Annotated in this window: 24 protein-coding genes; 18 read left to right on the top strand and 6 right to left on the bottom strand. The window is 66.7% G+C overall.

Translation table 11 applies throughout. The features are described from left to right. Positions 1-36 precede the first annotated feature (36 nt). The 4 genes from AC10QF_RS00310 to AC10QF_RS00295 all read left to right on the top strand — a co-directional run bounded on the left by AC10QF_RS00310 (position 37) and on the right by AC10QF_RS00295 (position 3,361). Positions 37-402, top strand: coding sequence for a DUF6164 family protein (locus AC10QF_RS00310; RefSeq protein WP_111174728.1), 366 nt, complete (start codon positions 37-39; stop codon positions 400-402). A gap of 436 nt (positions 403-838) precedes the next feature. Next, positions 839-1,606 (top strand): sulfurtransferase, encoded by a 768-nt coding sequence (locus AC10QF_RS00305; RefSeq protein ID WP_346607896.1) that lies wholly within the window; start codon positions 839-841, stop codon positions 1,604-1,606. A 191-nt stretch (positions 1,607-1,797) separates the two neighbouring features. Next, positions 1,798-2,793, top strand: a complete 996-nt coding sequence (locus AC10QF_RS00300; RefSeq protein WP_065195799.1) for an LLM class flavin-dependent oxidoreductase — start codon at positions 1,798-1,800, stop codon at positions 2,791-2,793. A 70-nt stretch (positions 2,794-2,863) separates the two neighbouring features. Further along, the gene (locus AC10QF_RS00295) at positions 2,864-3,361 is read left to right on the top strand and encodes a pyridoxamine 5'-phosphate oxidase family protein (RefSeq protein WP_065195800.1); all 498 of its coding nucleotides are present in this window, start codon (positions 2,864-2,866) and stop codon (positions 3,359-3,361) included. Positions 3,362-3,473: 112 nt separating this feature from the next. Here AC10QF_RS00295 and AC10QF_RS00290 read toward each other — a convergent pair whose 3' ends face one another. Both AC10QF_RS00290 and AC10QF_RS00285 read right to left on the bottom strand, forming a co-directional pair. Next, on the bottom strand, positions 3,474-4,133 hold the full coding sequence (locus AC10QF_RS00290; RefSeq protein ID WP_019658891.1) for an exopolysaccharide biosynthesis protein: 660 nt from the start codon (positions 4,131-4,133) through the stop codon (positions 3,474-3,476). Continuing rightward, positions 4,117-5,421, bottom strand: coding sequence for a hemolysin family protein (locus tag AC10QF_RS00285; RefSeq protein ID WP_005416017.1), 1,305 nt, complete (start codon positions 5,419-5,421; stop codon positions 4,117-4,119). Before AC10QF_RS00285 ends, AC10QF_RS00290 begins: the two co-directional genes overlap by 17 nt. 292 nt (positions 5,422-5,713) lie before the next feature. On the opposite strand from AC10QF_RS00285, the gene AC10QF_RS00280 reads away from it, so the two are divergent. Both AC10QF_RS00280 and AC10QF_RS00275 read left to right on the top strand, forming a co-directional pair. Then, positions 5,714-6,340, top strand: a complete 627-nt coding sequence (locus tag AC10QF_RS00280) for a DUF47 domain-containing protein (protein ID WP_004152833.1) — start codon at positions 5,714-5,716, stop codon at positions 6,338-6,340. Positions 6,341-6,353: 13 nt separating this feature from the next. Further along, entirely contained in the window at positions 6,354-7,475 is a 1,122-nt protein-coding gene (locus AC10QF_RS00275) for an inorganic phosphate transporter (RefSeq protein WP_005416018.1), read from the top strand. 374 nt (positions 7,476-7,849) lie between these two features. Here AC10QF_RS00275 and AC10QF_RS00270 read toward each other — a convergent pair whose 3' ends face one another. From AC10QF_RS00270 to parE, 3 genes are all read right to left on the bottom strand, one after another. Further along, the gene (locus tag AC10QF_RS00270; protein WP_494541545.1) at positions 7,850-9,346 is read right to left on the bottom strand and encodes a S10 family peptidase; all 1,497 of its coding nucleotides are present in this window, start codon (positions 9,344-9,346) and stop codon (positions 7,850-7,852) included. Positions 9,347-9,456: 110 nt separating this feature from the next. After that, positions 9,457-10,035, bottom strand: coding sequence for a GNAT family N-acetyltransferase (locus AC10QF_RS00265; protein WP_065179306.1), 579 nt, complete (start codon positions 10,033-10,035; stop codon positions 9,457-9,459). Positions 10,036-10,160: 125 nt separating this feature from the next. Further along, positions 10,161-12,050, bottom strand: coding sequence for a DNA topoisomerase IV subunit B (gene parE, locus AC10QF_RS00260; protein ID WP_005416021.1), 1,890 nt, complete (start codon positions 12,048-12,050; stop codon positions 10,161-10,163). 171 nt (positions 12,051-12,221) lie between these two features. Between parE and AC10QF_RS00255 the strand changes: the two genes are divergently transcribed. The 10 genes from AC10QF_RS00255 to truD all read left to right on the top strand — a co-directional run bounded on the left by AC10QF_RS00255 (position 12,222) and on the right by truD (position 20,115). After that, positions 12,222-12,455 carry a hypothetical protein gene (locus AC10QF_RS00255; RefSeq protein ID WP_005416022.1) on the top strand — a complete coding sequence of 78 codons (234 nt, stop codon included), beginning with the start codon at positions 12,222-12,224 and terminating at the stop codon, positions 12,453-12,455. 400 nt (positions 12,456-12,855) lie between these two features. Then, positions 12,856-14,520 (top strand): CTP synthase, encoded by a 1,665-nt coding sequence (pyrG, locus tag AC10QF_RS00250; protein WP_005416023.1) that lies wholly within the window; start codon positions 12,856-12,858, stop codon positions 14,518-14,520. Positions 14,521-14,609: 89 nt separating this feature from the next. Beyond that, positions 14,610-15,440 carry a 3-deoxy-8-phosphooctulonate synthase gene (gene kdsA / locus AC10QF_RS00245; RefSeq protein ID WP_005416024.1) on the top strand — a complete coding sequence of 277 codons (831 nt, stop codon included), beginning with the start codon at positions 14,610-14,612 and terminating at the stop codon, positions 15,438-15,440. After that, positions 15,437-15,784 (top strand): hypothetical protein, encoded by a 348-nt coding sequence (locus tag AC10QF_RS00240; protein ID WP_005416025.1) that lies wholly within the window; start codon positions 15,437-15,439, stop codon positions 15,782-15,784. The genes kdsA and AC10QF_RS00240 overlap by 4 nt, the downstream gene beginning before the upstream one ends. Then, positions 15,784-16,113 (top strand): hypothetical protein, encoded by a 330-nt coding sequence (locus tag AC10QF_RS00235; RefSeq protein ID WP_005416026.1) that lies wholly within the window; start codon positions 15,784-15,786, stop codon positions 16,111-16,113. The genes AC10QF_RS00240 and AC10QF_RS00235 overlap by 1 nt, the downstream gene beginning before the upstream one ends. A 96-nt stretch (positions 16,114-16,209) precedes the next feature. Continuing rightward, positions 16,210-17,502: a phosphopyruvate hydratase gene (eno, locus tag AC10QF_RS00230; protein ID WP_053500065.1), complete on the top strand. Its 1,293-nt coding sequence runs from the start codon at positions 16,210-16,212 to the stop codon at positions 17,500-17,502. A 4-nt stretch (positions 17,503-17,506) separates the two neighbouring features. After that, on the top strand, positions 17,507-17,860 hold the full coding sequence (gene ftsB, locus AC10QF_RS00225; RefSeq protein ID WP_005416028.1) for a cell division protein FtsB: 354 nt from the start codon (positions 17,507-17,509) through the stop codon (positions 17,858-17,860). After that, positions 17,857-18,555: a 2-C-methyl-D-erythritol 4-phosphate cytidylyltransferase gene (gene ispD / locus AC10QF_RS00220; RefSeq protein WP_005416029.1), complete on the top strand. Its 699-nt coding sequence runs from the start codon at positions 17,857-17,859 to the stop codon at positions 18,553-18,555. Before ftsB ends, ispD begins: the two co-directional genes overlap by 4 nt. Before the next feature lie 34 nt (positions 18,556-18,589). After that, positions 18,590-19,087 carry a 2-C-methyl-D-erythritol 2,4-cyclodiphosphate synthase gene (gene ispF / locus AC10QF_RS00215; protein WP_005409005.1) on the top strand — a complete coding sequence of 166 codons (498 nt, stop codon included), beginning with the start codon at positions 18,590-18,592 and terminating at the stop codon, positions 19,085-19,087. Then, complete coding sequence (truD, locus tag AC10QF_RS00210; protein ID WP_065179303.1) at positions 19,084-20,115, top strand: tRNA pseudouridine(13) synthase TruD; 1,032 nt, start codon at positions 19,084-19,086, stop codon at positions 20,113-20,115. The genes ispF and truD overlap by 4 nt, the downstream gene beginning before the upstream one ends. Before the next feature lie 84 nt (positions 20,116-20,199). Here truD and AC10QF_RS00205 read toward each other — a convergent pair whose 3' ends face one another. Then, on the bottom strand, positions 20,200-20,739 hold the full coding sequence (locus tag AC10QF_RS00205; protein WP_005409007.1) for a Smr/MutS family protein: 540 nt from the start codon (positions 20,737-20,739) through the stop codon (positions 20,200-20,202). Between the two features lie 209 nt (positions 20,740-20,948). On the opposite strand from AC10QF_RS00205, the gene surE reads away from it, so the two are divergent. Both surE and AC10QF_RS00195 read left to right on the top strand, forming a co-directional pair. Beyond that, positions 20,949-21,728 carry a 5'/3'-nucleotidase SurE gene (gene surE, locus AC10QF_RS00200; protein WP_005416031.1) on the top strand — a complete coding sequence of 260 codons (780 nt, stop codon included), beginning with the start codon at positions 20,949-20,951 and terminating at the stop codon, positions 21,726-21,728. Next, positions 21,725-22,402 (top strand): protein-L-isoaspartate(D-aspartate) O-methyltransferase, encoded by a 678-nt coding sequence (locus AC10QF_RS00195; protein ID WP_005416032.1) that lies wholly within the window; start codon positions 21,725-21,727, stop codon positions 22,400-22,402. The genes surE and AC10QF_RS00195 overlap by 4 nt, the downstream gene beginning before the upstream one ends. Positions 22,403-22,414 lie beyond the last annotated feature (12 nt).

Below are 22,414 nucleotides of genomic sequence, written 5' to 3'. Positions count from 1 at the left end.
CAAGGGTAGCGCATCGGCGCCGGGTATCATGGGGCCATGGCAAAACTCCTGCTCAATCTGCGTAATGTCGGCGACGACGAATATGCCGATGTCTGCACGCTGCTCGATCAGCACGGCATCGCCTGGTATCGCACCGAACCCAGCCCGTGGGGCATTTCCAATGGTGGCCTGTGGCTGCGCGACGACGATGATCATCCGCGTGCGAAGGCGTTGATGGCCGAGTACCAGGCGGCGCGCGGCGTGCGCGTGCGGGCTGAACGCGAGCAGGCATTGCGCGAGGGGACGGCCGAGACATTCGGCAGCCTGTTCCGGCGCCGGCCGGCCTATGTGGTGCTGGTGCTGCTGGCGATGGCCGGTGCGGCGGCACTGGTGTTGCTGCCGTTCGTGCTGTTGCGGGGGTAAGGGGGCGCGGCCGGGTTACACCCGGCACCCGCAGAGGCAACGGCAACGTCAAAAGCTGGTTTCCGTGGGATGGCGCGGCGGTGTGGGCAGGCGGGACACGCCGTAGACCCCGCTTCGCGGTCCGGCCCAGCCGCTGGCGGCTGTGCGTTCGGGCGCCTGCGAAGCAGTGCTTCGCAAGCAAAGCGCCTCACCCCTGGGGGCTCGATGGCGCCTTGCTCGTGTGCGCTGTCCTGCGCACACGGCAAGACCGGGGTTGGGCGTCCTGCCCAACCCGCCCGAGGCATGCCTCGGGCCCATGGCGCCAACGGTCCCGCCTGCCCACACCTCCCCGCCTCTGACAAGTTCTGGGTACCTGCCGGGGTCGGATCCCTCTGCCCCGCAGAGGGCCCTGACCCCTGAATCTGTCTGCGCGGGCGGGAGGCGCTAAAATGGCGGGATGATCGCCAATACCGCTGCCTATCATTTCGCCGTCATCGACGCCCCCCAGGCCCTGTGCGACCAGCTGCTGGCCCGTGCCGAGACGGCGCAGCTGCGCGGCACGATCCTGGTGGCGGGCGAGGGACTGAACCTGTTTCTGGCGGGGGCGCCGGAGGCGGTTGAGGGCTTCTATGCAGCGCTGCATGCCGATGCGCGTTTCGCCGACATGCGGGTCAAGACCAGCCTGAGCAAGCATCAGCCGTTCGCGCGGCTGAAGGCCAAGGTGAAGGACGAGATCATCAGCTTCCGCCGCGATGACGGCCAGCCGCTGGACTATCCGCGCGCACCGTCGGTCGATCCTGCCACCGTGCAGCGCTGGCTGCGGCAGGGCCATGACGATGCCGGCAAGCCGGTGGTGATGCTCGATACGCGAAATCTGCAGGAAGTGGAGTACGGCACCTTCAAGGATGCGCTGGTGTTGCCCATCCGCAAGTTCACCGACCTGCCCGAGGCGCTGGCGCCGCATCGCGATGCGCTGCGGGACAGCACCGTGGTCAGTTTCTGCACCGGCGGCATCCGCTGCGAGAAGGCCGCGCTGTGGATGGTCAATGACGGCATGGAGAATGTGCTGCAGCTCGATGGCGGCATCCTCGGCTACTTCGAGGAGGTGGGCGGCGAAGGCTACGAAGGCCGCTGCTTCGTGTTCGATGAGCGCGTGGCGCTGGATGCCGAGCTGAAGCCGATGGTCGACCAGCCGCTGCCCGAGCCGCGCCCCAGCGCGTTCTGACGCTTGCCCGGTAGAGCCGGCCGCTGGCCGGCTGCCAGGGCACGTTGCCCGCCGGCCAGCGGCCGGCTCTACCGGACCAAGCGCGGTGGGCGCTGAACCTGCCCTGCGGGAATCAGCATCCCGCCACCGTCACTGGCCGCTGCGCCCGGCCGCCCCCATGCAAAGGTGATCCTGTGACGGAAAAACGCCTGATGATCCCGTTGTCGATCCTTGACCTGGCCCCGGTCTGCGAGGGCAGTGACACCACTGCCGCCTTCGCCAACATGCTGGAACTGGCCCAGCACGCCGATGCGCTGGGCTACCGCCGCTACTGGCTGGCCGAACACCACAACATGCCCGGCATCGCCAGTGCCGCCACCGCCGTGCTGATCGGTCATGTTGCCGGTGGCACCCAACGCATCCGGGTCGGCGCGGGCGGCATCATGCTGCCCAATCATGCCCCGCTGCAGGTGGCCGAGCAGTTCGGAACGCTGGCCTCGCTGTATCCGGACCGCATCGACCTTGGCCTGGGCCGTGCGCCGGGCACCGATCAGCCGACCGCACGTGCACTGCGCCGCTATTTCGACAGCGCCGACCAGTTCCCGCAGGACGTGCGCGAGCTGCTGCACTACTTCGAGCCGGTCCAGCCTGGACAGGCGGTGCAGGCCGTTCCGGGTGGTGGCCTGCGGGTGCCGACCTGGATCCTCGGATCAAGCCTGTTTGGCGCACGCATGGCGGCCTCGATGGGCCTGCCGTATGCATTCGCCTCGCATTTCGCGCCGGACGTGATGGACGAAGCGCTGGCGGTGTACCGCCGCGAATTCCGTCCCTCGGCCACGTTGAAGCAGCCGCACGCGATGCTGGCCCTGAACGTTGTTGCCAGCGACAGCGAGGCCGAGTCGCGTCGCCTGTTCACCAGCCAGCAGCAGAGTTTCGTCAACCTGCGCCGCGGCCGGCCGGGCAAGATCCCGCCGCCGATCGACGACATTGAAGCCTTCTGGGAGCCGCACGAAAAGCTGGGCGTGGAACGGGCCCTGGCCTGCACCGTGCTGGGCGATCCGCAGCAGGTGGCCGAGGGTATCGCCGCTTTCGTTGAGCGGCACAAGCCTGACGAGCTGATGCTTACTGCCAACCTGTATGACCATCGTGCGCGCCTGCGTTCCTTCGAGCTGGCGATGAACGCCTGGCATGGCCGCCACGCGGGCTGAACAACCGCGTCACGGCCCGTTGCGGCCGATCCGCGTCTGATGGGGGCTCCCCACTTCTGGAGTCCCCACCATGGCCGAGACCCGCGCCGAACACATTGCCCAGCTGGCTGAACTGATCCAGGACGTGGAGGTGGCGATGTTCACCACCACCGGCGTCGACGGGCGACTCTACAGCCGGCCGTTGGCCACCCAGCAGGTCGCCTTCGACGGTGACCTGTGGTTCGTGATCACCGCCGACAGCCCGAAGGTGGCCGAGATCGCGCTCGACCCGCGCGTCAATGTGGCCTATGCCTCGCCATCGAAGAACACCTATGTGTCTGTGGCGGGGCGGGCGCGGGTTGTCGATGATCGCGCGAAGATCGAAGAGCTGTGGTCGCCGGCGATGAAGCTGTTCTTCCCCGCCGGCAAGGAAGACCCCAACCTTCGCCTGATCCACGTGCGCGCCGATAGCGCCGAATACTGGGATGGCCCGGGCACCTTGCTGGGCAAGGCGTTGAGCTTCGTGCTGTCGGCGGTGCAGGACGATCCGGCACCGCTGGCGGACAACGGATTCGTCGACCTTCGGTGATTGCTGCATCCATGCGTGGCGTGGATCTACCGGATGCGGGAAGTGCCAGCCGCTGGCCGGCAACCCTGGAAACGTGGCAGCCGGCCAGCGGCCGGCTCTACCGGATGCCACTTCAGAACCAGCGCTGGAACAGTTCCACTGTATAGCCCACCAGCTGCCCGGAACTGAAGCCGAAGAACGCGATCGCCACCAGCGCTGCGATCCAGTTGAACAGCATCAATGCACCATCGCGCTCCAGTAGCGCCAGCGAGAACAGCAGCAGCTGGAAGCCGAACAGGAAGTTGGTGAACGGAATCGGCAACGACAGCAGCAGGCCCAGCAACACCAGCAGCAGGCCAGTGAACGCGTGTGCGGGCAGCGGTGTCAGCAGCTGCGGCAGGCGTGGCTTCAGCATCCTGTCCAGCCGCCGCAACGGGCGATCGATACGGTCCAGGAAGCGGTGCATGGTGCCGCGCTTCGGCCCGCGTCGGGCAATGAAACCGGGCAGCCAGGGGCGGCGCAGGCAACACAGCATCTGCAGGCCGATCAGGACCACCAGTGGGCCGCTGACCGCACCCCCCATGCCCGGGATCGGGATGAACGAGGGCAGGATCGCCACGAACAGGAACACGCCGAACGCGCTCTGCTGCAGGTTGCTGAGGATCTGGCCGAGCGGCATGTGCTCGGCGGGATCGCCGGAGGCGAACATCTCCAGCAGGGTGCGGATGCCCTCGTTGCGGTAGGCCGCGCGCTGAGCGCCCTGGCCCTGGCCGGCCTCAGGCGGTGAGCTCATCGGCCTGCTCGTCGGACAACGTGCGCAGCAGCAGCTTGTCCACCCGCGCACCGTCCAGGTCGACCACCTCGAAGCGCCAGCCGGCCCAGTCGAAGTACTCGCCTGCGTGCGGGATGCGGCCGAAGTAGTGGATGCACATGCCGGCCAGCGTGTAGTAATCGCCGTCCTCGGCATCGGGCAGGTCGTTGCTTCCGATCAGCTCGCGCAGGTCTTCGATCGGCAGTGAGCCATCCACGAGCAGCGAACCGTCCTCGCGGGTTACTACCAGCGCATCCTCGTCGGCATTTTCTACGGCCTGCAGGCGGCCGACCACCGCGCCCATCAGGTCGCTGATGGTCACCAGGCCCTGGATCTCGCCGTACTCGTCCACCACCAGCGCCATCGACTGCTGTTCCTCGCGGAAGATCTCCAGCAGCTTCATCGCGTGGGTCGATTCGGAGACGTACAGCGGTTCGCGCAGGGTCTGGAACAGCGCGTTGTCGCCGCGCGCCATGCGCGTGGCCAGCGATTTCAGCTCCAGCACGCCGACCACGTCCATGTCGTTGTCGCGGTACACCGGGTAACGGGAGAACTCGTGCTCGGCCATGATGTCCAGATTGCGCTCCAGCCCGGCCTGGGTGTCGAGCCAGGCGATGCGGTTGCGCGGCGTCATCAGGCTGTCGGCGGTGCGGTCGCCCAGGCGCATGACCCGGTTCATCATGTCGCGCTCGTGGGCGTCGATCACGCCGGCCTCGTGGCTCTCGGCCACCAGCATCCGGATCTCCTCTTCAGTCACCTGCGCGGCCTCGTCCTTGCCCAGGCCCAGCACCTTCAGTACCAGCTGGGTGGTCTTGGACAGGAGCCAGACGAAGGGCAGGGCCAGCCTGGCCAGCCAGCTCATCGGCATCGCGACCAGGCCGGCAATGGCCTCGGAGCGGGTAAGGGCCAGACGCTTGGGCACCAGTTCGCCGAAGATCAGCGTGATGAAGGTGATCAGCGAGACCGCCAGGGCGGTGCCTACTTCGCGCGCGTAGGCAAAGCCGGGCATCAGGCCCTGCAGCCAGCCGGCGATCGCGTCGCCGATCGCATCACCACCGAGGTAGCCGGTCAGTACGCCGATCACGGTGATGCCGATCTGCACCGTGGACAGGAAGCTCTCCGGCTTCTCCGAAAGCTCCAGCGCCTTGGCGGCGCGCTTGGAGGTGGCGGCCATCTGCTTCAGGCGGCTCTTGCGCGAGGTCATGACCGACATCTCGGACATGGCGAAGAAGCCGTTCAGCAGAACCAGCGCAAAGACAATCAGGATCATTTCAAACACGGGCGTCGTCCCCGGTTGGTGGCAGGGAGGGCGGGTGCTTGCGATGGCGGCAGGCGCTCAGGAACAGGGTCCGGCGCGGCGCAGGGGGATAAGGGTCGTCGTCCATAAGGTGCGCCCGGAGGCGCGCTGGCATCTTAGCAAAGGGGCGTGGCAGGGTGGCAACCACCTGTTCAGGTTGGGGGTCCCAGAGCCCAGAAAGGGCGCGGGGATACCCGTGATGGTCATCTAGCCGTCATAATTCGCTCTGGTGCCGTCCTTCCCGCGACGGCTGACAGGTTTCTCAATGTTCTCTCTGCAGACCATTTTCGGTTCCGGCAAACAGTTCTACACCCTGCTCGATGAGGCTGCCGTCGCGGCTTCCGATGCCGCCAAGGCGCTGCATTCCATGCTGCGCGAGGCCGACCGCCAGCCCGCGCTGGACGCCTTCAAGCTGGCCCGCCTGCGCGAACGCGCGGCCTCGGACAAGATCAGCCAGGCGCTGGTCGACAGCTTCATGACCCCGATTGAGCGCGAAGACATCGAAGCGCTGGGTTCGGCCCTGTACAAGATTCCGAAGCAGATCGAGAAGTTCGCCGATCGCTATTCGCTGGCCACGACCCACCTGGAGCACATCGACTTCGCGCCGCGCGCGGCGATGCTGGAACAGGCCGCCGGCGTGGTGGTGGAGATGGTGGCCGACCTGCGCCACATGAACCTGGACCGGATGACCGCGCTGAACGAGAAGCTGCGCTCGCTGGAGAACGAGGCCGACCGCCTGATGCTCGAGCTGTACCGCGACATCTACTCCGGTCGCCTGGACAACCTGCAGATGTTCCTGCTGAAGGAATTCTTCGAGATCCTGGAAAAGGCCATCGACCGTTGCCGCGAGGCCGGCGTGGTGGCGTACCAGATCGTGTTGAAGAACAGCTGACGGACGCCGCCGCATGTTGACCCTTGTCCTGGTGGTGATCCTGGCCGCGCTCGTCTTCGAGTTCATCAACGGCTTCCACGACACTGCCAACTCCATTGCCACCGTAGTGGCGACCAAGGTGCTCTCGCCCGGCTGGGCGGTGATGCTGGCCGCCTTCATGAACCTCATCGGTGCGCTGACCGGTACGGCGGTGGCGCTGACCATCGCCTCGGGCCTGCTCAACACCAACGTGGTCGAGGTCACTCCGCAGGTGATCCTGTGCGCCCTGCTGGGCGGCATCATCTGGAACCTGATCACCTGGTGGAAGGGCCTGCCGTCCTCGTCCTCGCACGCCCTGATCGGTGGCCTCTGCGGTGCCGGTCTGGCCGCGGCCCACAACAACTGGGACGCGCTGATCTGGTCGGAGCGCCTGGGCAGCTGGGCGCAGAACAAGGGCCTGCTGTGGAAGGTGTTCGTGCCGATGATCACCTCGCCGATCGCCGGCTTCCTGCTCGGCATCGTGGTGATGGTGCTGCTGTGGGCGCTGATCGCCGGCCTGGCCAAGGTCGGTGGCGCCATCGGCCGCCTGGCCCGTCCGCGCATCGTCAATGCCTTCTTCGGCAAGGCGCAGATCGCCTCGGCGGCCTACATGGGCTTCGCCCACGGCCACAACGACGCGCAGAAGACCATGGGCATCATCGCGATGACCCTGATTGGTGCCGAAGCCACCGGCGCACTGAACGATCTGCCGTCCTGGCTGGCCTTCATGCACCCGGACGCGCACGCCGGTGACGGCATCGCCATGTGGATCGTACTGACCTGTGCAGTGGTGATGGCTGCCGGTACCGCCTCGGGTGGCTGGAAGATCATCAAGACCCTGGGCCACAAGATGGTCAAGCTGCACCCGATCCACGGCTTCGCCGCGGAGACCAGCTCGGCCACCATCCTGACCCTGGCGGCCCACTTTGGCATGCCGGTCTCGACCACGCACAGCATCTCCACCGCGATCATGGGCGTCGGTTTCGCCAAGAACCCGCGTTCGCTGAAGTTCGGCGTGATCGAGCGCATTGTCTGGGCCTGGATCCTGACCATCCCGGCCGCCGGCGGCTGTGCGTACCTGATCCTGAAGCTGTTCGAGATGTTCGGCTGGACCTGATGCCAACGGCCTTGGGATCAGAGCCCTTTCCCTGCGGGAAAAGGATCTGATCCCGGTAAACGAAAAAGCCCGCCGGATACCGGCGGGCTTTTTTCATGGCAGATCATTCCTCTGTATCCAAGCGTGCCGACCAACGGTCGGCACCCACCAACAGCAGCAGGAACCTGTCAGCGGCGGGGTGGGGTGGATATGCAGGACCGTTGGCGCCATGGATGGCGCCATCGAGCCCCCATGGACGGGTTTACGGCGTGTCCTGCATATCCACCCCACCTCGCCAGCCCTCAGGAAGCCCGCTTTTGCAGTTGATCTTGCCGTGGTCCTTGCCGTTGCCGTTGATCCGGCGGGTGCCGGGCCGCAGTCCCGGCCGACCCTCCTCAATTGCGTTGGAACAGCGCCTGCACATCCCTGCGGAACGCCGCCTGGCTGTCGGCCCGGCTGTAGAACATGTGCCCGCCCGGATAACTGCGCACCTGCACCCGGTCCGGATTGCTGCCCATCGTCGGCATCTGGTCCACGGTCAGGATCGAACCCATGAACGGGCACGACAGGTCGTTCCAGCCATGCACGATCAGCACCTGCAGGTGCGGGTCGATCGCCACGGCCTGGCGCAGCTGGGTCACCGCGCCATCGCGCAGCTCGCCATTGCGGTCCCACAGCCGGTTCACGTCGTAGTTCAGCGCCTGGTACCGCGCATCCACCTTCCAGCCGACCACGCGCGTCACGAAGTCGACCATCGCCGTGGTGGTCGGCGCGATGATGCTGTCCAGCAGCGGATCGTTGGCGCGCTGCTCCGGATCGTTCGGGAATGGATCGAACGCGGTTACGTTGGAATCGTAGCGGCTGCCCAGCGTGCCCTTGTCGCGGAACACTTCACGCAGGTAGGCCTGGGTTTCCAGCCGACCACCGGCACGGCGCACGAACTGCGGGTCCAGCCCGGTCAGTTCGGTCACCCGGCGCAGCATTGCCTCGGTCGCCTGCGGATCGCTGCGGCCCTTCATCAACGCGGTGGCGTAGTCGCCACGGGTGTATTCCACTACTTCGCGCATCGCTGCATCGGTCAGCTTGCCCTGGCGCTCCAGGTGCGCGGCGGCGATCGACGGCAGGGTCTGCATCCACGCCATCGGCGAGACATCGGCGTTGTCTTCCAGGGTCGGGCTCAGGTACGGCGAGACCAGTACCAGGCCGTTCATCGCAACACCCAGCCGGGTCTGCAGGTAGTGGGTGATGCGTGGGCCGCGGTAGCCGCCGTAGCTCTCGCCGGTCAGGTACTTGCGCGACGCCATGCGCTGGTTGCGCAGCAGCCAGTCGTAGATCGAGCGTGACAGGTATTCGATGTCGGCGCTGGGGTTGTACAGCGCCTTCTTCGCTTCGTCGTCGCCGATGCGCGCGCGGCTGAAGCCGGTGCCGACCGGATCGATGAACACCAGATCGGTGAAGTCCAGCCAGGTGCCGGGGTTGTCGTGCAGCGTCGCCGGCGCCGACGCGCTGTCACCCTCGGAGCCGAAGGTCACCACCTTGGGCCCGATCGCGCCCATGTTGAGGTAGACCGACGATGCCCCGGGGCCGCCATTGAGCGCGAAGGTCACCGGCCGGTCCTTGCCCGGCATCGTGTAGGCGGTAAACACCACGTCGGCGATCACCTTGCCCTTGGCATCGCGTACCGGCAGGGTGCCGACGGTGGCGGTGTAGTCCAGGGTGCGGCCGGCCAGGCGCATGCTCTGGCGGGCCGAGGCGTCTGCGGGCAACGCAGGTGCCTCGGTCTTGTCTTCTTTCGGATCGGGCTTGGCGTCGGCATCAGGCGCGGCCAGCACGCTGGCTGGGGCGATGAGCAGGCCGACGCAGAGCGCGGCAGTGTGCAACAGGGACTTCATGGCACCGGGTGGGCAGCGGAAGGGGATTGCGATGCTAGGCCGGTGGCCGCCCATGCCGTATGTGTCCAAAGGCATGGCCGGGCGTTGCGGCCGCTACTGGCCAGCTTGGGTCAAGCGGACAGGGCGGTTGCCGCTTTGTCATCGGCCAGCAGGCCGTAGACGGCCGAGTCGGCCAGTTCCCCCTGGATGCGCCAGCGCTGGCGCAGCACTCCCTCGCGGCGGAAGCCCAGGCGTTCGAGCACATGCGCGGAGGGTGCGTTGCGCGGGTCGATCTCGGCTTCCACGCGATGCAGGTGGAGGGTGCCGAACAGGTAGGCCAGTACCTGCTGCAGGGCCTCGTGCATGTAGCCCTGGCCCTGGCGGTCCGGTGCCAGCAGGTAGCCGATCTCGGCGCGGGCTGCAGTGCGGTCCACTGCAAACACCACGCAGATGCCCAGCAGTGGACCTTCCAGTGATTCGCGCACGGCCAGCTTCAGCTGGGTACCGATGGCATGGGCGGCGAGATCATCGTCGATCTGTTCGCGCGCCTCGGCCTGTCGCGTCCAGGCCGGATGATTCCACCAGCGCATCACGTCGGGATTGGACTGCAGCGCGAACAGCGCGGCGGCGTCGTCACGGCGGATCGGGCTCAGGACCAGCCGTGCGCTGTGCAGCGGCAGGTCGGGGAACAGCAGCGAGTGGCTGGCCAATACGGTGGTCCGCACGGATGGACGCGCATTATGGCGCCGCCGGGTTTGCCGATGGGGGCGGCATGCCCGGGGCGGATGGGTCGGATCCCTTTCCCGGCGGGAAACGGATCCGACCCCGCGAGGGATCAGACTTCCAGCGAAGCCAGGTCGCCCTTCGACTCCAGCCAGCCCTTGCGGTCGGACGCGCGCTTCTTGGCCAGCAGCATGTCCATCAGCGAGCGGGTCTGCTCGCCATCGTCCACGGTCAGCTGGACCAGGCGGCGCGTATCCGGGTGGATGGTCGACTCGCGCAGCTGCGGCGGGTTCATCTCGCCCAGGCCCTTGAAGCGGGTGACGTTGATGGCGCCCTTGATCTTCTCGCGCTCGATCTTGTCCAGCATCGAGCGCTTTTCTTCCTCATCGAGGGCATAGAACACCTGCTTGCCCACATCGATGCGGAACAGCGGCGGCATCGCCACGAACACATGGCCGGCATCGACCAGTGCCGGGAAGTGCTTCAGGAACAGTGCGGTCAGCAGCGTTGCGATGTGCAGGCCGTCGGAGTCCGCGTCGGCCAGGATGATCACCTTGCCGTAGCGCAGGCCGCTGATGTCGTCCTTGCCGGGGTCGCAGCCGATGGCGATGGCCAGGTTGTGTACTTCCTCCGAGGCCAGCACGCTGTTGGACGAGACTTCCCAGGTGTTCAGGATCTTGCCACGCAGCGGCATGATCGCCTGGAAATCCTTGTCGCGGGCCTGCTTGGCGCTGCCGCCTGCCGAGTCACCTTCCACCAGGAACAGCTCGGTGCGCGACAGGTCCTGGCTGATGCAGTCTGCCAGCTTGCCGGGCAGGGCCGGGCCCTGGGTGATCTTCTTGCGGACGACCAGCTTCTCGGTCTTCAGGCGCGCGCTGGCACGCTCGATGGCGATCTGCGCGATCTTCTCGCCCAGTTCCACGTTCTGGTTCAGCAGCAGGCTGAACGCATCATGGGCGGCACCTTCGACGAAACCGGCGGCCTGGCGCGAGGACAGGCGCTCCTTCGTCTGGCCGCTGAACTGTGGGTCGGTCATCTTCAGCGACAGCACGAACGACACGCGGTCCCATACGTCTTCCGGGGCCAGCTTGACGCCACGCGGCAGCAGGTTGCGGAAGTCGCAGAACTCGCGCAGCGCTTCGGTCAGGCCGGTGCGCAGGCCGTTGACATGGGTGCCGTGCTGCGCGGTGGGAATCAGGTTGACGTAGCTTTCCTGCACCAGCTCGCCTTCCGGCAGCCAGGCCACGGCCCAGTCAACTACCTCGGTGTCCTTCTTCAGGTTGCCGACGAACAGGTCGGCCGGCAGCGATTCGCGCTCGCCCAGCTCCAGCTTCAGGTAATCGCGCAGGCCGTCTTCGTAGTACCAGGTATCGACTTCACCGGTGGCTTCATCGGTCAGCTTCACGGTCAGGCCCGGGCACAGCACGGCCTTGGCGCGCAGCAGGTGCTTGAGCGCGCGCACCGCGAACTTCGGCGTATCGAAGTACTTCGGGTCCGGCCAGAAGCGCACGCGGGTACCGGTGTTCTTCTTGCCGACGCTGCCGACCACTTCCAGCGGCGTGGCACGGTCACCGTTGCGGAAGGTGATGCGGTGTTCGGCACCGTCGCGCTTGATGTGCACCTCCACCAGGGTCGACAGCGCATTGACCACGCTGACGCCGACGCCGTGCAGGCCGCCGGAGAAGGTGTAGTTGTTGTTGCTGAACTTGCCGCCCGCATGCAGGCGGGTGAGGATCAGCTCGACACCCGGGATCTTCTCTTCCGGGTGGATGTCCACCGGCATGCCGCGGCCGTCATCGCTGACCTCCACGCTGCCGTCCTTGTACAGGGTGATCTCGATCGAGCGGGCGTGGCCGGCGAGGGCTTCGTCCACCGAGTTGTCGATCACTTCCTGCGCCAGGTGGTTCGGGCGCGCGGTGTCGGTATACATGCCGGGACGGCGCTTGACCGGGTCAAGGCCGGACAGGACTTCAATATCGGCGGCGTTATAGCGGGCGTTCATCTGTCTTCGAAAGCTTGGAGCGACGGGCAAGTGTGGGGTCTGGCACGGGAATTTGCACGCCTGCGGTTCAGCCTCGGCGGCGGGGAGGGGGTAAAATGGCAGCCGCTGGAATCTGAACGCCGGCGGCCCCGTTGGGTCTGAACGTCCAAGCCATAACGCGAGGAGGACCTCATGAAGAAGTTGCTGACCATTGCGATCCTGGCCGCTGCCGCCGTTGCAGTGCCGCTGGTGGTGGCGCAGAACGCCGGCCAGCCGGCCCCGCAGCAGGGTGACCAGGCCGACAAGGCGCAGGCCGAGGCCGATGCCAAGGCCAAGCGTCGGGCCCAGGCCAATGCCGAAATGAAGGCGCAGGGCCAGCCGGCCCCGCAGCAGGAAGAGGAAGAGGAAGCGCGCAAGAAGCGCTGATCCCGTGGCCTGCCAGCCGCCCTTGCGACAAGGGTTGCGCACCGAAACGCCCCGCCCAGCGGGGCGTTTTTTGTTGGATCGGCCGCACAAGCCTCTTGGGTTGGCGGCCATCAATCTGTAAACTATGGCTTTCCGGGAGTAAGTGCGTGTCCACCCTTTGCGAATGGGCTGGAGCGGCCAAGCGTGGCTTCCAGCATGGCGGGTCGCAGGTGACGGTCGATTTGACCGGCACGGCCGCCCCGACCTCGCACGATGGTTCCCGTCCGGCGCCTGCCGCCGCACGGATCCGCACCTCCCTCGCTGCCACAGCGAACCGGAAAACCCCCTCTGAGCACCATGCCCGCCCTCCGGGTGCGCGTGGTGCTGCCGTTTTCCATTTCCAGACAGGATGCTTGCAGCCATGACTCCCTTGATTTTCGTAACCGGCGGCGTGGTGTCCTCGCTCGGCAAAGGCATTGCCGCTGCGTCACTGGCCGCCATTCTCGAAGCCCGTGGCCTGAAGGTCACGATGATGAAGCTCGACCCGTACATCAACGTCGACCCGGGCACCATGAGCCCGTTCCAGCACGGTGAGGTGTATGTCACCGACGACGGCGCGGAGACCGACCTCGACCTGGGCCACTACGAGCGCTTCGTGCGCACCCGCCTGAGCCGCAAGAACTCGGTCACCACCGGCCGCATCTACGAGAACGTGATCCGCAAGGAGCGCCGCGGCGACTACCTGGGCGCGACCGTGCAGGTCATTCCGCACATCACCGACGAGATCCGTCGCTGCATCGACGAAGCCACCGAAGGCTATGACGTGGCACTGGTCGAGATCGGCGGCACCGTTGGCGACATCGAGTCGCTGCCGTTCCTGGAGGCGATCCGCCAGGTGCGCACCGAACGTGGCCCGGAGAAGGCGCTGTTCATGCACCTCACCCTGGTGCCGTACATCGGCGCCGCCGGCGAGCTGAAGACCAAGCCGACCCAGCACTCGGTGAAGGAACTGCGCTCGATCGGCATCCAGCCGGACGTCCTGCTGTGCCGCTCCGAGCAGGCGGTGCCGGATTCGGAGCGCCGCAAGATCGCCCAGTTCACCAACGTTTCCGAGCGTGCGGTGATCAGCGTGCCGGACGTGGACGTGCTGTACCGCATCCCGTCTGGCCTGCATGCACAGGGCCTGGACGAAATCGTGGTGAACCAGCTGAAGCTGGCAGACAAGGCCGGTCCGGTCGACCTGTCGATGTGGGAAGACGCGGTCGATGCGACCCTGCACCCGCTGGACGAAGTGACCATTGCCGTGGTCGGCAAGTACGTCGATCACCAGGATGCCTACAAGTCGGTCGGCGAAGCACTCAAGCACGGCGGCCTGCGCCAGCGCACCAAGGTCAACCTGAAGTGGCTGGAAGCACAGGACCTGGAAGGCACCGACATGGCTGCACTGGCCGATGTCGACGGCATCCTGGTGCCGGGTGGCTTCGGTGACCGTGGTTTCGAAGGCAAGGTGCTGACCTCGAAGTTCGCCCGCGAGCAGCAGGTGCCGTACTTCGGCATCTGCTACGGCATGCAGGCGGCCGTGGTCGACTACGCGCGCAACGTGGTGGGCCTGGAAGGTGCCAACAGCACCGAGAACGACCGCCAGTCGCCGAACCCGGTGATCGGCCTGATCACCGAATGGCGCACCGCCAGCGGCGATGTCGAGAAGCGTGACGACAAGAGCGACCTCGGCGGCACCATGCGCCTGGGCCTGCAGGAACAACGCCTGAAGCCGGGGACGCTGGCCCGCGAGCTGTACGGCAAGGACGTGGTCGCCGAGCGCCACCGCCACCGCTACGAGTTCAACAACCGTTACCGCACCCAGCTGGAAGATGCGGGCCTGGTGATCGCCGGCAAGTCGATGGACGACACCCTGGTGGAAGTGGTCGAGCTGCCGCGCGATGCCCACCCGTGGTTCCTGGCCTGCCAGGCGCACCCGGAATTCCTGTCCACGCCGCGTGACGGCCACCCGCTGTTCATCGGTTTCATCCGTGCCGCGCGCGAGCGCAAGGCCGGCGGCAAGCTGCTTTCCGAAGCGCGCGCCTGACTTGTGAATGGGGGCTTCGGCCCCCATCCTGCATGCTTCAACCCCCAGCGCACCGGCCTTGCCGGTGCTGCGGACAACAAGGAAACGCCATGAAACTGTGTGGATTCGAGGTCGGGCTGGACCAGCCCCTGTTCCTGATCGCCGGCCCCTGCGTGATCGAGTCGATGCAGCTGCAGCTCGATACCGCCGGCAAGCTGAAGGAGATCACCGACAGGCTCGGTGTGAACTTCATCTTCAAGTCCAGCTTCGACAAGGCCAACCGCACTTCGGGTACCGCATTCCGCGGCCCGGGCATGGAAGAGGGCCTGAAGGTGCTGGCCGAAGTGAAGAAGCAGATCGGCGTGCCGGTGCTGACCGACGTCCATGAGTACACCCCGATGGACGAAGTGGCCTCGGTGGTGGATGTGCTGCAGACCCCGGCGTTCCTGGTCCGCCAGACCGACTTCATCCGCAAGGTGTGCTCGGCCGGCAAGCCGGTCAACATCAAGAAGGGCCAGTTCCTGGCGCCGTGGGACATGAAGCCGGTCGTGGAGAAGGCCAAGGCCACCGGCAACGAGCAGATCATGGTCTGCGAGCGCGGTGCCAGCTTCGGCTACAACAACCTGGTCAGCGACATGCGTTCGCTGGCGGTGATGCGCGAGACCGGTTGCCCGGTGGTGTTCGACGCCACCCACTCGGTGCAGTTGCCGGGCGGGCAGGGCACCAGCTCAGGCGGCCAGCGCGAGCACGTGCCGGTGCTGGCCCGTGCCGCGGTGGCGGTGGGCATCTCCGGCCTGTTCGCCGAAACCCATCCGGATCCGTCAAAGGCGCTGTCCGATGGTCCCAACGCGTGGCCGCTGGACCAGATGGAGGCCCTGCTCGAGACCCTGATGGAACTCGACGCGGTGACCAAGAAGCACGGCTTTTCGCGCTTCGCGTGAGTCGTGACCCGTGGGTGGCGCTGGAAACCCAGCGCCGCCGCCGGCACTGGAGACAGTGGCCGTGGGGCCTGATCGCGCTGGGGCTGTCCGCGGTGTTCACCGTGGGCTTGTTCTGCCTGGTGCTGATCGGCGCCGCGTCAGTGCGCCCACCGGGTGATGGCGGCAGCGCGCTCGATCTTCGGGCGTATTTCATTGCGCTTGTGGTCGGAGAGCTGCTGGCCAGCGCAGGGTGCGTCGCTTCGGCTGTGCTGGCCTGGCGATTGAACCGTGGCAAGGTACCGGCAGGGCTGGCGATCATCCTGCTTTCTCTGTGGATCGGCACCCTGTTCTACGGATGGCTTTGATGAATACGACCCCATCGGCGCGCGGCTGGCCCTGGGGCCTGATCGCGCTGGCGCTGTCCGTGTTGACCTGGATGGCCCTGGTGGTGGGCGTGTTGGCCTTCACCGCCGGCTTCCGGCCGCCCGGGGACGGAAACAATGGCGTGCAGGCCACGCAGTGGTGGCTGCTGGGCGCGCTGGTCACGATGGTGCTGTGCTTTCTCGGCAGCCCGGTGGCGATGGTGTTGGCCTGGCGACGGCGGCGTGGCCCCATCCTTGCGGCGATTGCCGGTGCATTGCTGGTGATGCTGGTCTCGCTGGTCCTTATCGTGATCGGGTCCAGCTGGGGCTGATGCTGCCCAGGCCATTTGGCAAGTGGCGGGCAGCCGGGGATAATCACGCGGCATTCGTTTTGTCGCCCCCTCTCCAGACAGGTAACCGGCCCGACCATGAGTACGATCCGCAGCATCCACGCCCGTGAAATCCTCGACAGCCGTGGCAACCCCACGCTGGAAGCCGAAGTCATCCTGGAGGACGGTTCGTTCGGTCGCGCCGCGGTTCCCTCCGGCGCCTCGACCGGCACCAAGGAAGCGGTCGAGCTGCGTGATGGCGACAAGACCCGTTACCTGGGCAAGGGCGTGCGCAAGGCCGTTGACAACGTCAACACCACGATTGCCGCCGCGCTGAAGGGGTTTGAAGCCACCGACCAGGCCGGCCTCGACCGTCGCCTGATCGATCTGGACGGCACCGAGAACAAGGGTCGGCTGGGCGCCAACGCACTGCTGGGTGTTTCGATGGCCGCCGCGCACGCCGCCGCCGCATCCAGCAAGCAGGCGCTGTGGCAGTACCTGGCGGCCCGGACCGGCGTGACCCCGTCGCTGCCGGTGCCGATGATGAACATCATCAACGGCGGCGCGCATGCCGACAACAACGTCGACTTCCAGGAGTTCATGGTGCTGCCGGTCGGCTTCACCTCGTTCTCCGAAGCATTGCGCGCCGGTACCGAAATCTTCCATTCGCTGAAGTCGGTGCTGAAGGGCCACGGCCTGAGCACGGCGGTGGGCGACGAAGGCGGCTTCGCGCCGGACTTCCGCAGCAACGTCGAAGCGCTGGACACCATCCTCGAAGCGATCGGCAAGGCCGGCTACACCGCCGGTGAAGACGTACTGCTGGGCCTGGACGTGGCCTCCAGCGAATTCTTCGAGAACGGCAAGTACAATCTGGTCGGCGAGAACAAGCGCCTGACTTCCGAGCAGTTCGTCGACTTCCTCGCCGACTGGGCCGCGCAGTACCCGATCATCACGATTGAAGATGGCCTGGCCGAGAACGACTGGGCGGGTTGGAAGCTGCTGACCGACCGCATCGGCAAGAAGGTGCAGCTGGTCGGTGACGACCTGTTCGTGACCAACCCGAAGATCTTCCAGGAAGGCATCGACTCGGGCACCGCCAACGCGATCCTGATCAAGGTCAACCAGATCGGCACGCTCAGCGAAACCCTGGAAGCGATCGCCATGGCCGACCGCGCCGGCTATGCCGCCGTGGTCTCGCACCGGTCGGGCGAAACCGAAGACACCACCATCGCCGACATCGCCGTGGCCACCACCGCCACCCAGATCAAGACCGGCTCGCTGTGCCGCAGCGATCGCGTGGCCAAGTACAACCAGCTGCTGCGCATCGAGGAAGCCCTCGGCGCCGGCGCGCGTTACGCCGGTCGTGACGCGTTCGTTTCGCTGAAGCGCTGAGCCGATGCGCGACTGGCGCTGGATGCTGCTGGTGCTGGCCCTGTTGCTGGGCTGGCTGCAGTACCGCTTCTGGTTTGGTCCGGGCAATTCGGGTGAAGTGATGATGCTCGAAGCCCAGGTCGCCAACCAGGAGCGGGACAATGAGGGTCTGCAGCAGCGCAACGACGCGCTGGCCGCCGAAGTGAAGGACCTCAAGGAAGGCCAGTCCGCCATCGAGGAACGCGCGCGCAGCGAGCTGGGCATGATCAAGCCCGGCGAGAAGTTCTACCGCGTGGTCGAGGATGCGCCGGTCCGTCCGGCACAGCCCGCTGCAGGCGTCACTGTCCAGGCCGGCGATCACCCGGCGGACGTGCCATGAGCGCGGCGATCTGGGTGGTGGTTCCGGCTGCCGGCCGTGGCGCCCGCTTTGGTGCGCCGCTGCCCAAGCAGTACCTGCAGGCGGGCGGGCAGATCCTGCTCGCCCATACCCTGGACGCGCTGCTGGCGCATCCGGCCGTGGCCGGCGCAATGGTGGTGATCGGCCAGGACGATGGCGACTGGCCGGGCTGGAGCGAATGGGCCGGCAAACCGGTACTGACCTGCATCGGTGGCGCGACCCGTGCCGCCTCGGTGCTGGCCGGGCTGCAGGCACTGCCGGACTCGGTGCGCGCCGACGAATTCGTGCTGGTCCACGACGCCGCGCGACCCAACCTGTCGCTGGCTGATCTTGGCCGCCTGCTTGAAGTCGGGCGTGCCGATCCGGTCGGGGCGATCCTGGCCGCACCGGTGCGCGACACCCTCAAGCGTGCGGGCGACGACGGTGGCATCGATGGCACCGAACCGCGCGAGCGGCTGTGGCGTGCGCTGACACCACAGCTGTTCCGCCGCCACCAGCTCAGCCGCGCGCTGTCCGACGCCGCCGCTGCCGGTGTTGAAGTCACCGACGAGGCCATGGCCATGGAGCGCCAGGGCCAGCGCCCGCTGCTGGTGGAAGGCAGCGAGGACAACTTCAAGGTCACCACCCCGGCCGATCTGGACCGGTTCGAATTCGTACTTTCCCGCCGCGCCGGCTGACTGCCCGCGCGGCCCTGCTGCAAGGGCTGCATCCATGAGCACCGCACCGTTCCCGCCCGTCCGTATCGGCCAGGGCTACGACGTCCATGCCTTCGGTGAAGGCGATCACATCATGCTCGGCGGAGTGAACGTGCCGCACAGCTGCGGCGTGCTGGCGCACAGCGACGGCGACGTGATCCTGCACGCCCTGTGCGATGCCATGCTCGGTGCGCTGGCGCTGGGCGATATCGGCCAGCATTTCCCGCCGAGCGATGATCGCTGGAAGGGCGCCGACAGCAGCGATTTCGTGCGCCATTGCGACAGCCTGCTGCGCGAGCGTGGCTGGCGCGTTGGCAACACCGACATCACCGTGATCTGCGAGCGGCCGAAGGTTGGCCCGCATGCGCTGGCCATGCGTGAGCGCATTGGTGGGCTGCTGCAGCTGCCGCTGGACGCGGTCAGCGTCAAGGCGACCACCTCGGAGAAGCTGGGCTTCACCGGCCGCGGCGAAGGCATCGCCGCGCAGGCGGTCGTGTTGCTGGTGGCGGCATGATCCCGCTGCCGTTGGCGTTTGGTGCGCCGCTGTTGACGGCGCGCATCCGCACCACGCCGGACGATTTCCAAGTGGATGAACTGCCGGCCTTCGAGGCCACCGGTGAAGGTGAGCACCTGTTGCTGCACATCCGCAAGCGCGGCGCCAACACCGTGCATGTGGCCAAGCTGCTGGCCAAGTGGGCGGGCCTGCCGGAAATGGCGGTGAGCTACGCCGGCATGAAGGATCGGCATGCGGTCACCACCCAGCGTTTCAGCGTGCACCTGCCCAAGCGCGTCGCGCCGGATCTGGCCGAGCTGGCCAGTGATGAGATCGAAGTGCTCGAAGCGACCTGGCACAACCGCAAGCTGCAGCGTGGTGCACTGGCCGGCAACCGCTTCAGGCTGGTGCTGCGCGAGGTGCAGGGCGATGCTGCGGCGATCAGCGAGCGCCTGCAGCAGATCGCCGGGCGCGGCCTGCCGAACTGGTTTGGCGAGCAGCGCTTCGGCCGCGACGGCGGCAACGTGCCTGCCGCATTGGCGATGTTCGGTGGCCGCCGCATGCGCAAGGACCAGCGTTCGCTGCTGCTGTCAGCCGCCCGCTCGGCGCTGTTCAATCGTGTGCTCGCCGCGCGCGTGGAGCAGGGCAACTGGGATCAACCGCTGGACGGTGAAGTGTGGATGCTCGATGGCAGCCGCAGCGTGTTCGGCCCCGAACCCTACACCGACGTGCTGGCCGAGCGCCTGGCCCGTTTCGACATCCATCCCAGCGCGCCGCTGTGGGGCGAAGGCGAGCTGCGCAGCGCCGACGCTGCACGTGAGCTGGAGCTGGCCGCGCTGGACGACGAGGAATCGAAGGCGCTGCGCGCTGGCCTGGAAGACGCACGGCTGAAGCAGGAGCGCCGCGCGCTGCGCCTGCGCCCGGCGTTGCTGCAGCATCAGTGGTTGGCCAGTGATGTACTGGAACTCTCGTTCGCGTTGCCGCCGGGCTGCTACGCCACCGCCGTGCTGCACGAACTCGGCCCCGTCGAAGACGCCGCGCAGGCCTGACAGAAGAAGGGGACGAAAAAAGGGGACGGAGGGAATTAAGTCGTTTGTGGCACAAACGACTTAATTCCCTCCGTCCCCTTTTTGTCAACGCCGCGCCAGCAACACCAGCACCGCGCCGGTGCCGCCTTGCCCGGTCGGCGCCGAATGAAACGCCAGCACGTCGTTGCGCAGCCGCAGCAGGCGATCAACCAGGTTCTTCAGCACCGGTGCACCGCCATCGGACTGCAGGCCCTTGCCGTGGATGATGCGCACGCAGCCATACTCGTGTGCATGCGCTTCCAGCAGGAACTGGCGCAGCAGGGTTTCCGCCTGCGCGGCGGTGGCGCCGTGCAGGTCGAGCTCATCCTGTACCGAATACTGGCCGCGCTTGAGACGCTGGAACAGGCGCGGTGGCAGGTTGTCGCGGCGGTAGCTGGCCACGTCGCCCGCTTCCAGCGGCGTACTGTCGCGCAGCAGCCGCGCAAACTCGCCCGCGGCTTCGGCCTCGTCGCGTTCGGCCATGCGTGCGCGCGGCTTCGGCCGGGGTGCAGCAGGCGCCGGTTCGGCATCCTTGCGCAGCGGCGTCACTTCACCGATGGCCGCACGGAACAGCGCGGCCGGATCTTCGTCTTCAGGGTGCGACATGCGCACAGGGTAAACCGCCGGCGCGGGTCTGCCTATGACGGTTCGATGTCGGCCGTGACCGCCGGCAGGGTAGGACCGGCGGCTCGCATGCGGCACAATAGACGATGCCCTTGCAGGGTCGACGGCTTCCGCAGGGGAGTACGACGGTCCCGCCCACACTGCACGGTGACGGAATCGAATTCTTGGAAAATCAAGCGGTTAAATCGAAGATGCGAATCCTGGTCAGTAATGACGATGGTGTCGACGCCGCAGGCATCCGGATGCTTGCTTCGGTCCTGCGCGAGGCCGGACACGAAGTCACGGTGGTCGCGCCCGACCGCGATCGCTCCGGTGCCAGCAACTCGCTGACCCTGGACCTGCCGATCCGGCTCAAGCGCATCGACCATTACACCGTCTCGGTGGCTGGCACGCCGACCGACTGCGTGCACCTGGCGCTGACCGGCCTGCTTGAATTCGAGCCGGACATCGTCGTGTCAGGCATCAACAACGCCGCCAACCTCGGCGACGACGTGATCTATTCCGGCACCGTCTCGGCGGCGATGGAAGGCCGCTTCCTCGGCCTGCCGGCGGTGGCGGTCTCGCTGGTTACCCGCAACCACGATCCGAAGCACTTCGACACCGCCGCGCGCGCCGCAGTGGAGATCGTGGCCCGGCTCAAGGCCGATCCGCTGCCGGCCGACACCATCCTCAACGTCAACGTGCCGGATCTGCCCTGGAGCGAGGTCAAGGGCTTCGAGGTCACCCGCCTTGGCAACCGCCATCGTGCCGAAGGCTGCATCGCGCAGAAGGATCCGCGCGGCAACGAGGTGTACTGGATCGGCCCGGCCGGGCGCGAGCAGGACTCCGGCCCGGGCACCGACTTCCACGCGGTGCGCACCGGCCACATCTCGATCACCCCGATCCAGGTGGACCTGACCCGCTACCAGGCGCTGGAGAAAGTGGCCAGCTGGGTGGGTGGCCTCAGCGCCGCGCTGGACCGGCCGGCATGAGTCCACGCCTGCGACTGCAGCCGGAAGCTGTCGGCATCGGCATGACCTCGCAGCGCGTGCGTGACCGTCTGGTCGATCGCCTGCGCGAAGCTGGCATCGTCGACGAGTCCACCTTGAACGCAATCCGGGTTGTGCCGCGCCATCTGTTCATCGATGAAGCACTGGCCTCGCGTGCCTATGAGGACACCGCGCTGCCGATCGGCCATGGCCAGACCATCTCGCAGCCCTGGGTGGTCGCCCGGATGACCGAGGCGGTGCTCCAGGTCGCGCCGAAGCGCGTACTGGAAGTCGGCACCGGCTCGGGCTACCAGGCCGCCATCCTGGGCGCGCTGGGCCTGGAGGTCTACACCGTGGAGCGTATCGGTGACCTGTTGCGGCAGGCACGCAAGCGCTTCCGCGCACTGGGCATGAACATCCGCACCAAGCATGACGACGGTCGCGCCGGATGGGCCGAGCACGGTCCGTTCGATGCCATCGTGGTCACCGCCGCCGCGCCTGCACTGGTCGATGAACTGGTCGGGCAGCTGGCTGAAGGGGGGCGCCTGGTGGCGCCGGTGGGTGGCCCGGGCGGACAGTCGCTGGTGCAGCTGGACCGCAAGCCCGATGGCAGCATCGAACAACGCGTGCTGGCGCCGGTCACGTTCGTGCCGCTGCTGTCTGGCATGCTCGACTAATCCACGGAGCAG

The organism is Stenotrophomonas maltophilia complex sp. Om-AH-Sm3 (assembly GCF_059337855.1).
The sequence above is the reverse complement of the archived record's forward strand: the minus strand, read 5'-3'. Positions and strand labels throughout refer to the sequence as shown.

Bases quoted from the DNA above. Each gene is read 5' to 3' on its own strand.
- AC10QF_RS00310 (WP_111174728.1), top strand. From the start codon at position 37: ATGGCAAAACTCCTGCTCAATCTGCGTAATGTCGGCGACGACGAATAT.
- AC10QF_RS00305 (WP_346607896.1), top strand. From the start codon at position 839: ATGATCGCCAATACCGCTGCCTATCATTTCGCCGTCATCGACGCCCCC.
- AC10QF_RS00300 (WP_065195799.1), top strand. From the start codon at position 1,798: ATGATCCCGTTGTCGATCCTTGACCTGGCCCCGGTCTGCGAGGGCAGT.
- AC10QF_RS00295 (WP_065195800.1), top strand. From the start codon at position 2,864: ATGGCCGAGACCCGCGCCGAACACATTGCCCAGCTGGCTGAACTGATC.
- AC10QF_RS00290 (WP_019658891.1), bottom strand. From the start codon at position 4,133: ATGAGCTCACCGCCTGAGGCCGGCCAGGGCCAGGGCGCTCAGCGCGCG.
- AC10QF_RS00285 (WP_005416017.1), bottom strand. From the start codon at position 5,421: ATGATCCTGATTGTCTTTGCGCTGGTTCTGCTGAACGGCTTCTTCGCC.
- AC10QF_RS00280 (WP_004152833.1), top strand. From the start codon at position 5,714: ATGTTCTCTCTGCAGACCATTTTCGGTTCCGGCAAACAGTTCTACACC.
- AC10QF_RS00275 (WP_005416018.1), top strand. From the start codon at position 6,354: ATGTTGACCCTTGTCCTGGTGGTGATCCTGGCCGCGCTCGTCTTCGAG.
- AC10QF_RS00270 (WP_494541545.1), bottom strand. From the start codon at position 9,346: ATGAAGTCCCTGTTGCACACTGCCGCGCTCTGCGTCGGCCTGCTCATC.
- parE (WP_005416021.1), bottom strand. From the start codon at position 12,050: ATGAACGCCCGCTATAACGCCGCCGATATTGAAGTCCTGTCCGGCCTT.
- AC10QF_RS00255 (WP_005416022.1), top strand. From the start codon at position 12,222: ATGAAGAAGTTGCTGACCATTGCGATCCTGGCCGCTGCCGCCGTTGCA.
- pyrG (WP_005416023.1), top strand. From the start codon at position 12,856: ATGACTCCCTTGATTTTCGTAACCGGCGGCGTGGTGTCCTCGCTCGGC.
- kdsA (WP_005416024.1), top strand. From the start codon at position 14,610: ATGAAACTGTGTGGATTCGAGGTCGGGCTGGACCAGCCCCTGTTCCTG.
- AC10QF_RS00235 (WP_005416026.1), top strand. From the start codon at position 15,784: ATGAATACGACCCCATCGGCGCGCGGCTGGCCCTGGGGCCTGATCGCG.
- eno (WP_053500065.1), top strand. From the start codon at position 16,210: ATGAGTACGATCCGCAGCATCCACGCCCGTGAAATCCTCGACAGCCGT.
- ftsB (WP_005416028.1), top strand. From the start codon at position 17,507: ATGCGCGACTGGCGCTGGATGCTGCTGGTGCTGGCCCTGTTGCTGGGC.
- ispD (WP_005416029.1), top strand. From the start codon at position 17,857: ATGAGCGCGGCGATCTGGGTGGTGGTTCCGGCTGCCGGCCGTGGCGCC.
- ispF (WP_005409005.1), top strand. From the start codon at position 18,590: ATGAGCACCGCACCGTTCCCGCCCGTCCGTATCGGCCAGGGCTACGAC.
- truD (WP_065179303.1), top strand. From the start codon at position 19,084: ATGATCCCGCTGCCGTTGGCGTTTGGTGCGCCGCTGTTGACGGCGCGC.
- AC10QF_RS00205 (WP_005409007.1), bottom strand. From the start codon at position 20,739: ATGTCGCACCCTGAAGACGAAGATCCGGCCGCGCTGTTCCGTGCGGCC.
- surE (WP_005416031.1), top strand. From the start codon at position 20,949: ATGCGAATCCTGGTCAGTAATGACGATGGTGTCGACGCCGCAGGCATC.
- AC10QF_RS00195 (WP_005416032.1), top strand. From the start codon at position 21,725: ATGAGTCCACGCCTGCGACTGCAGCCGGAAGCTGTCGGCATCGGCATG.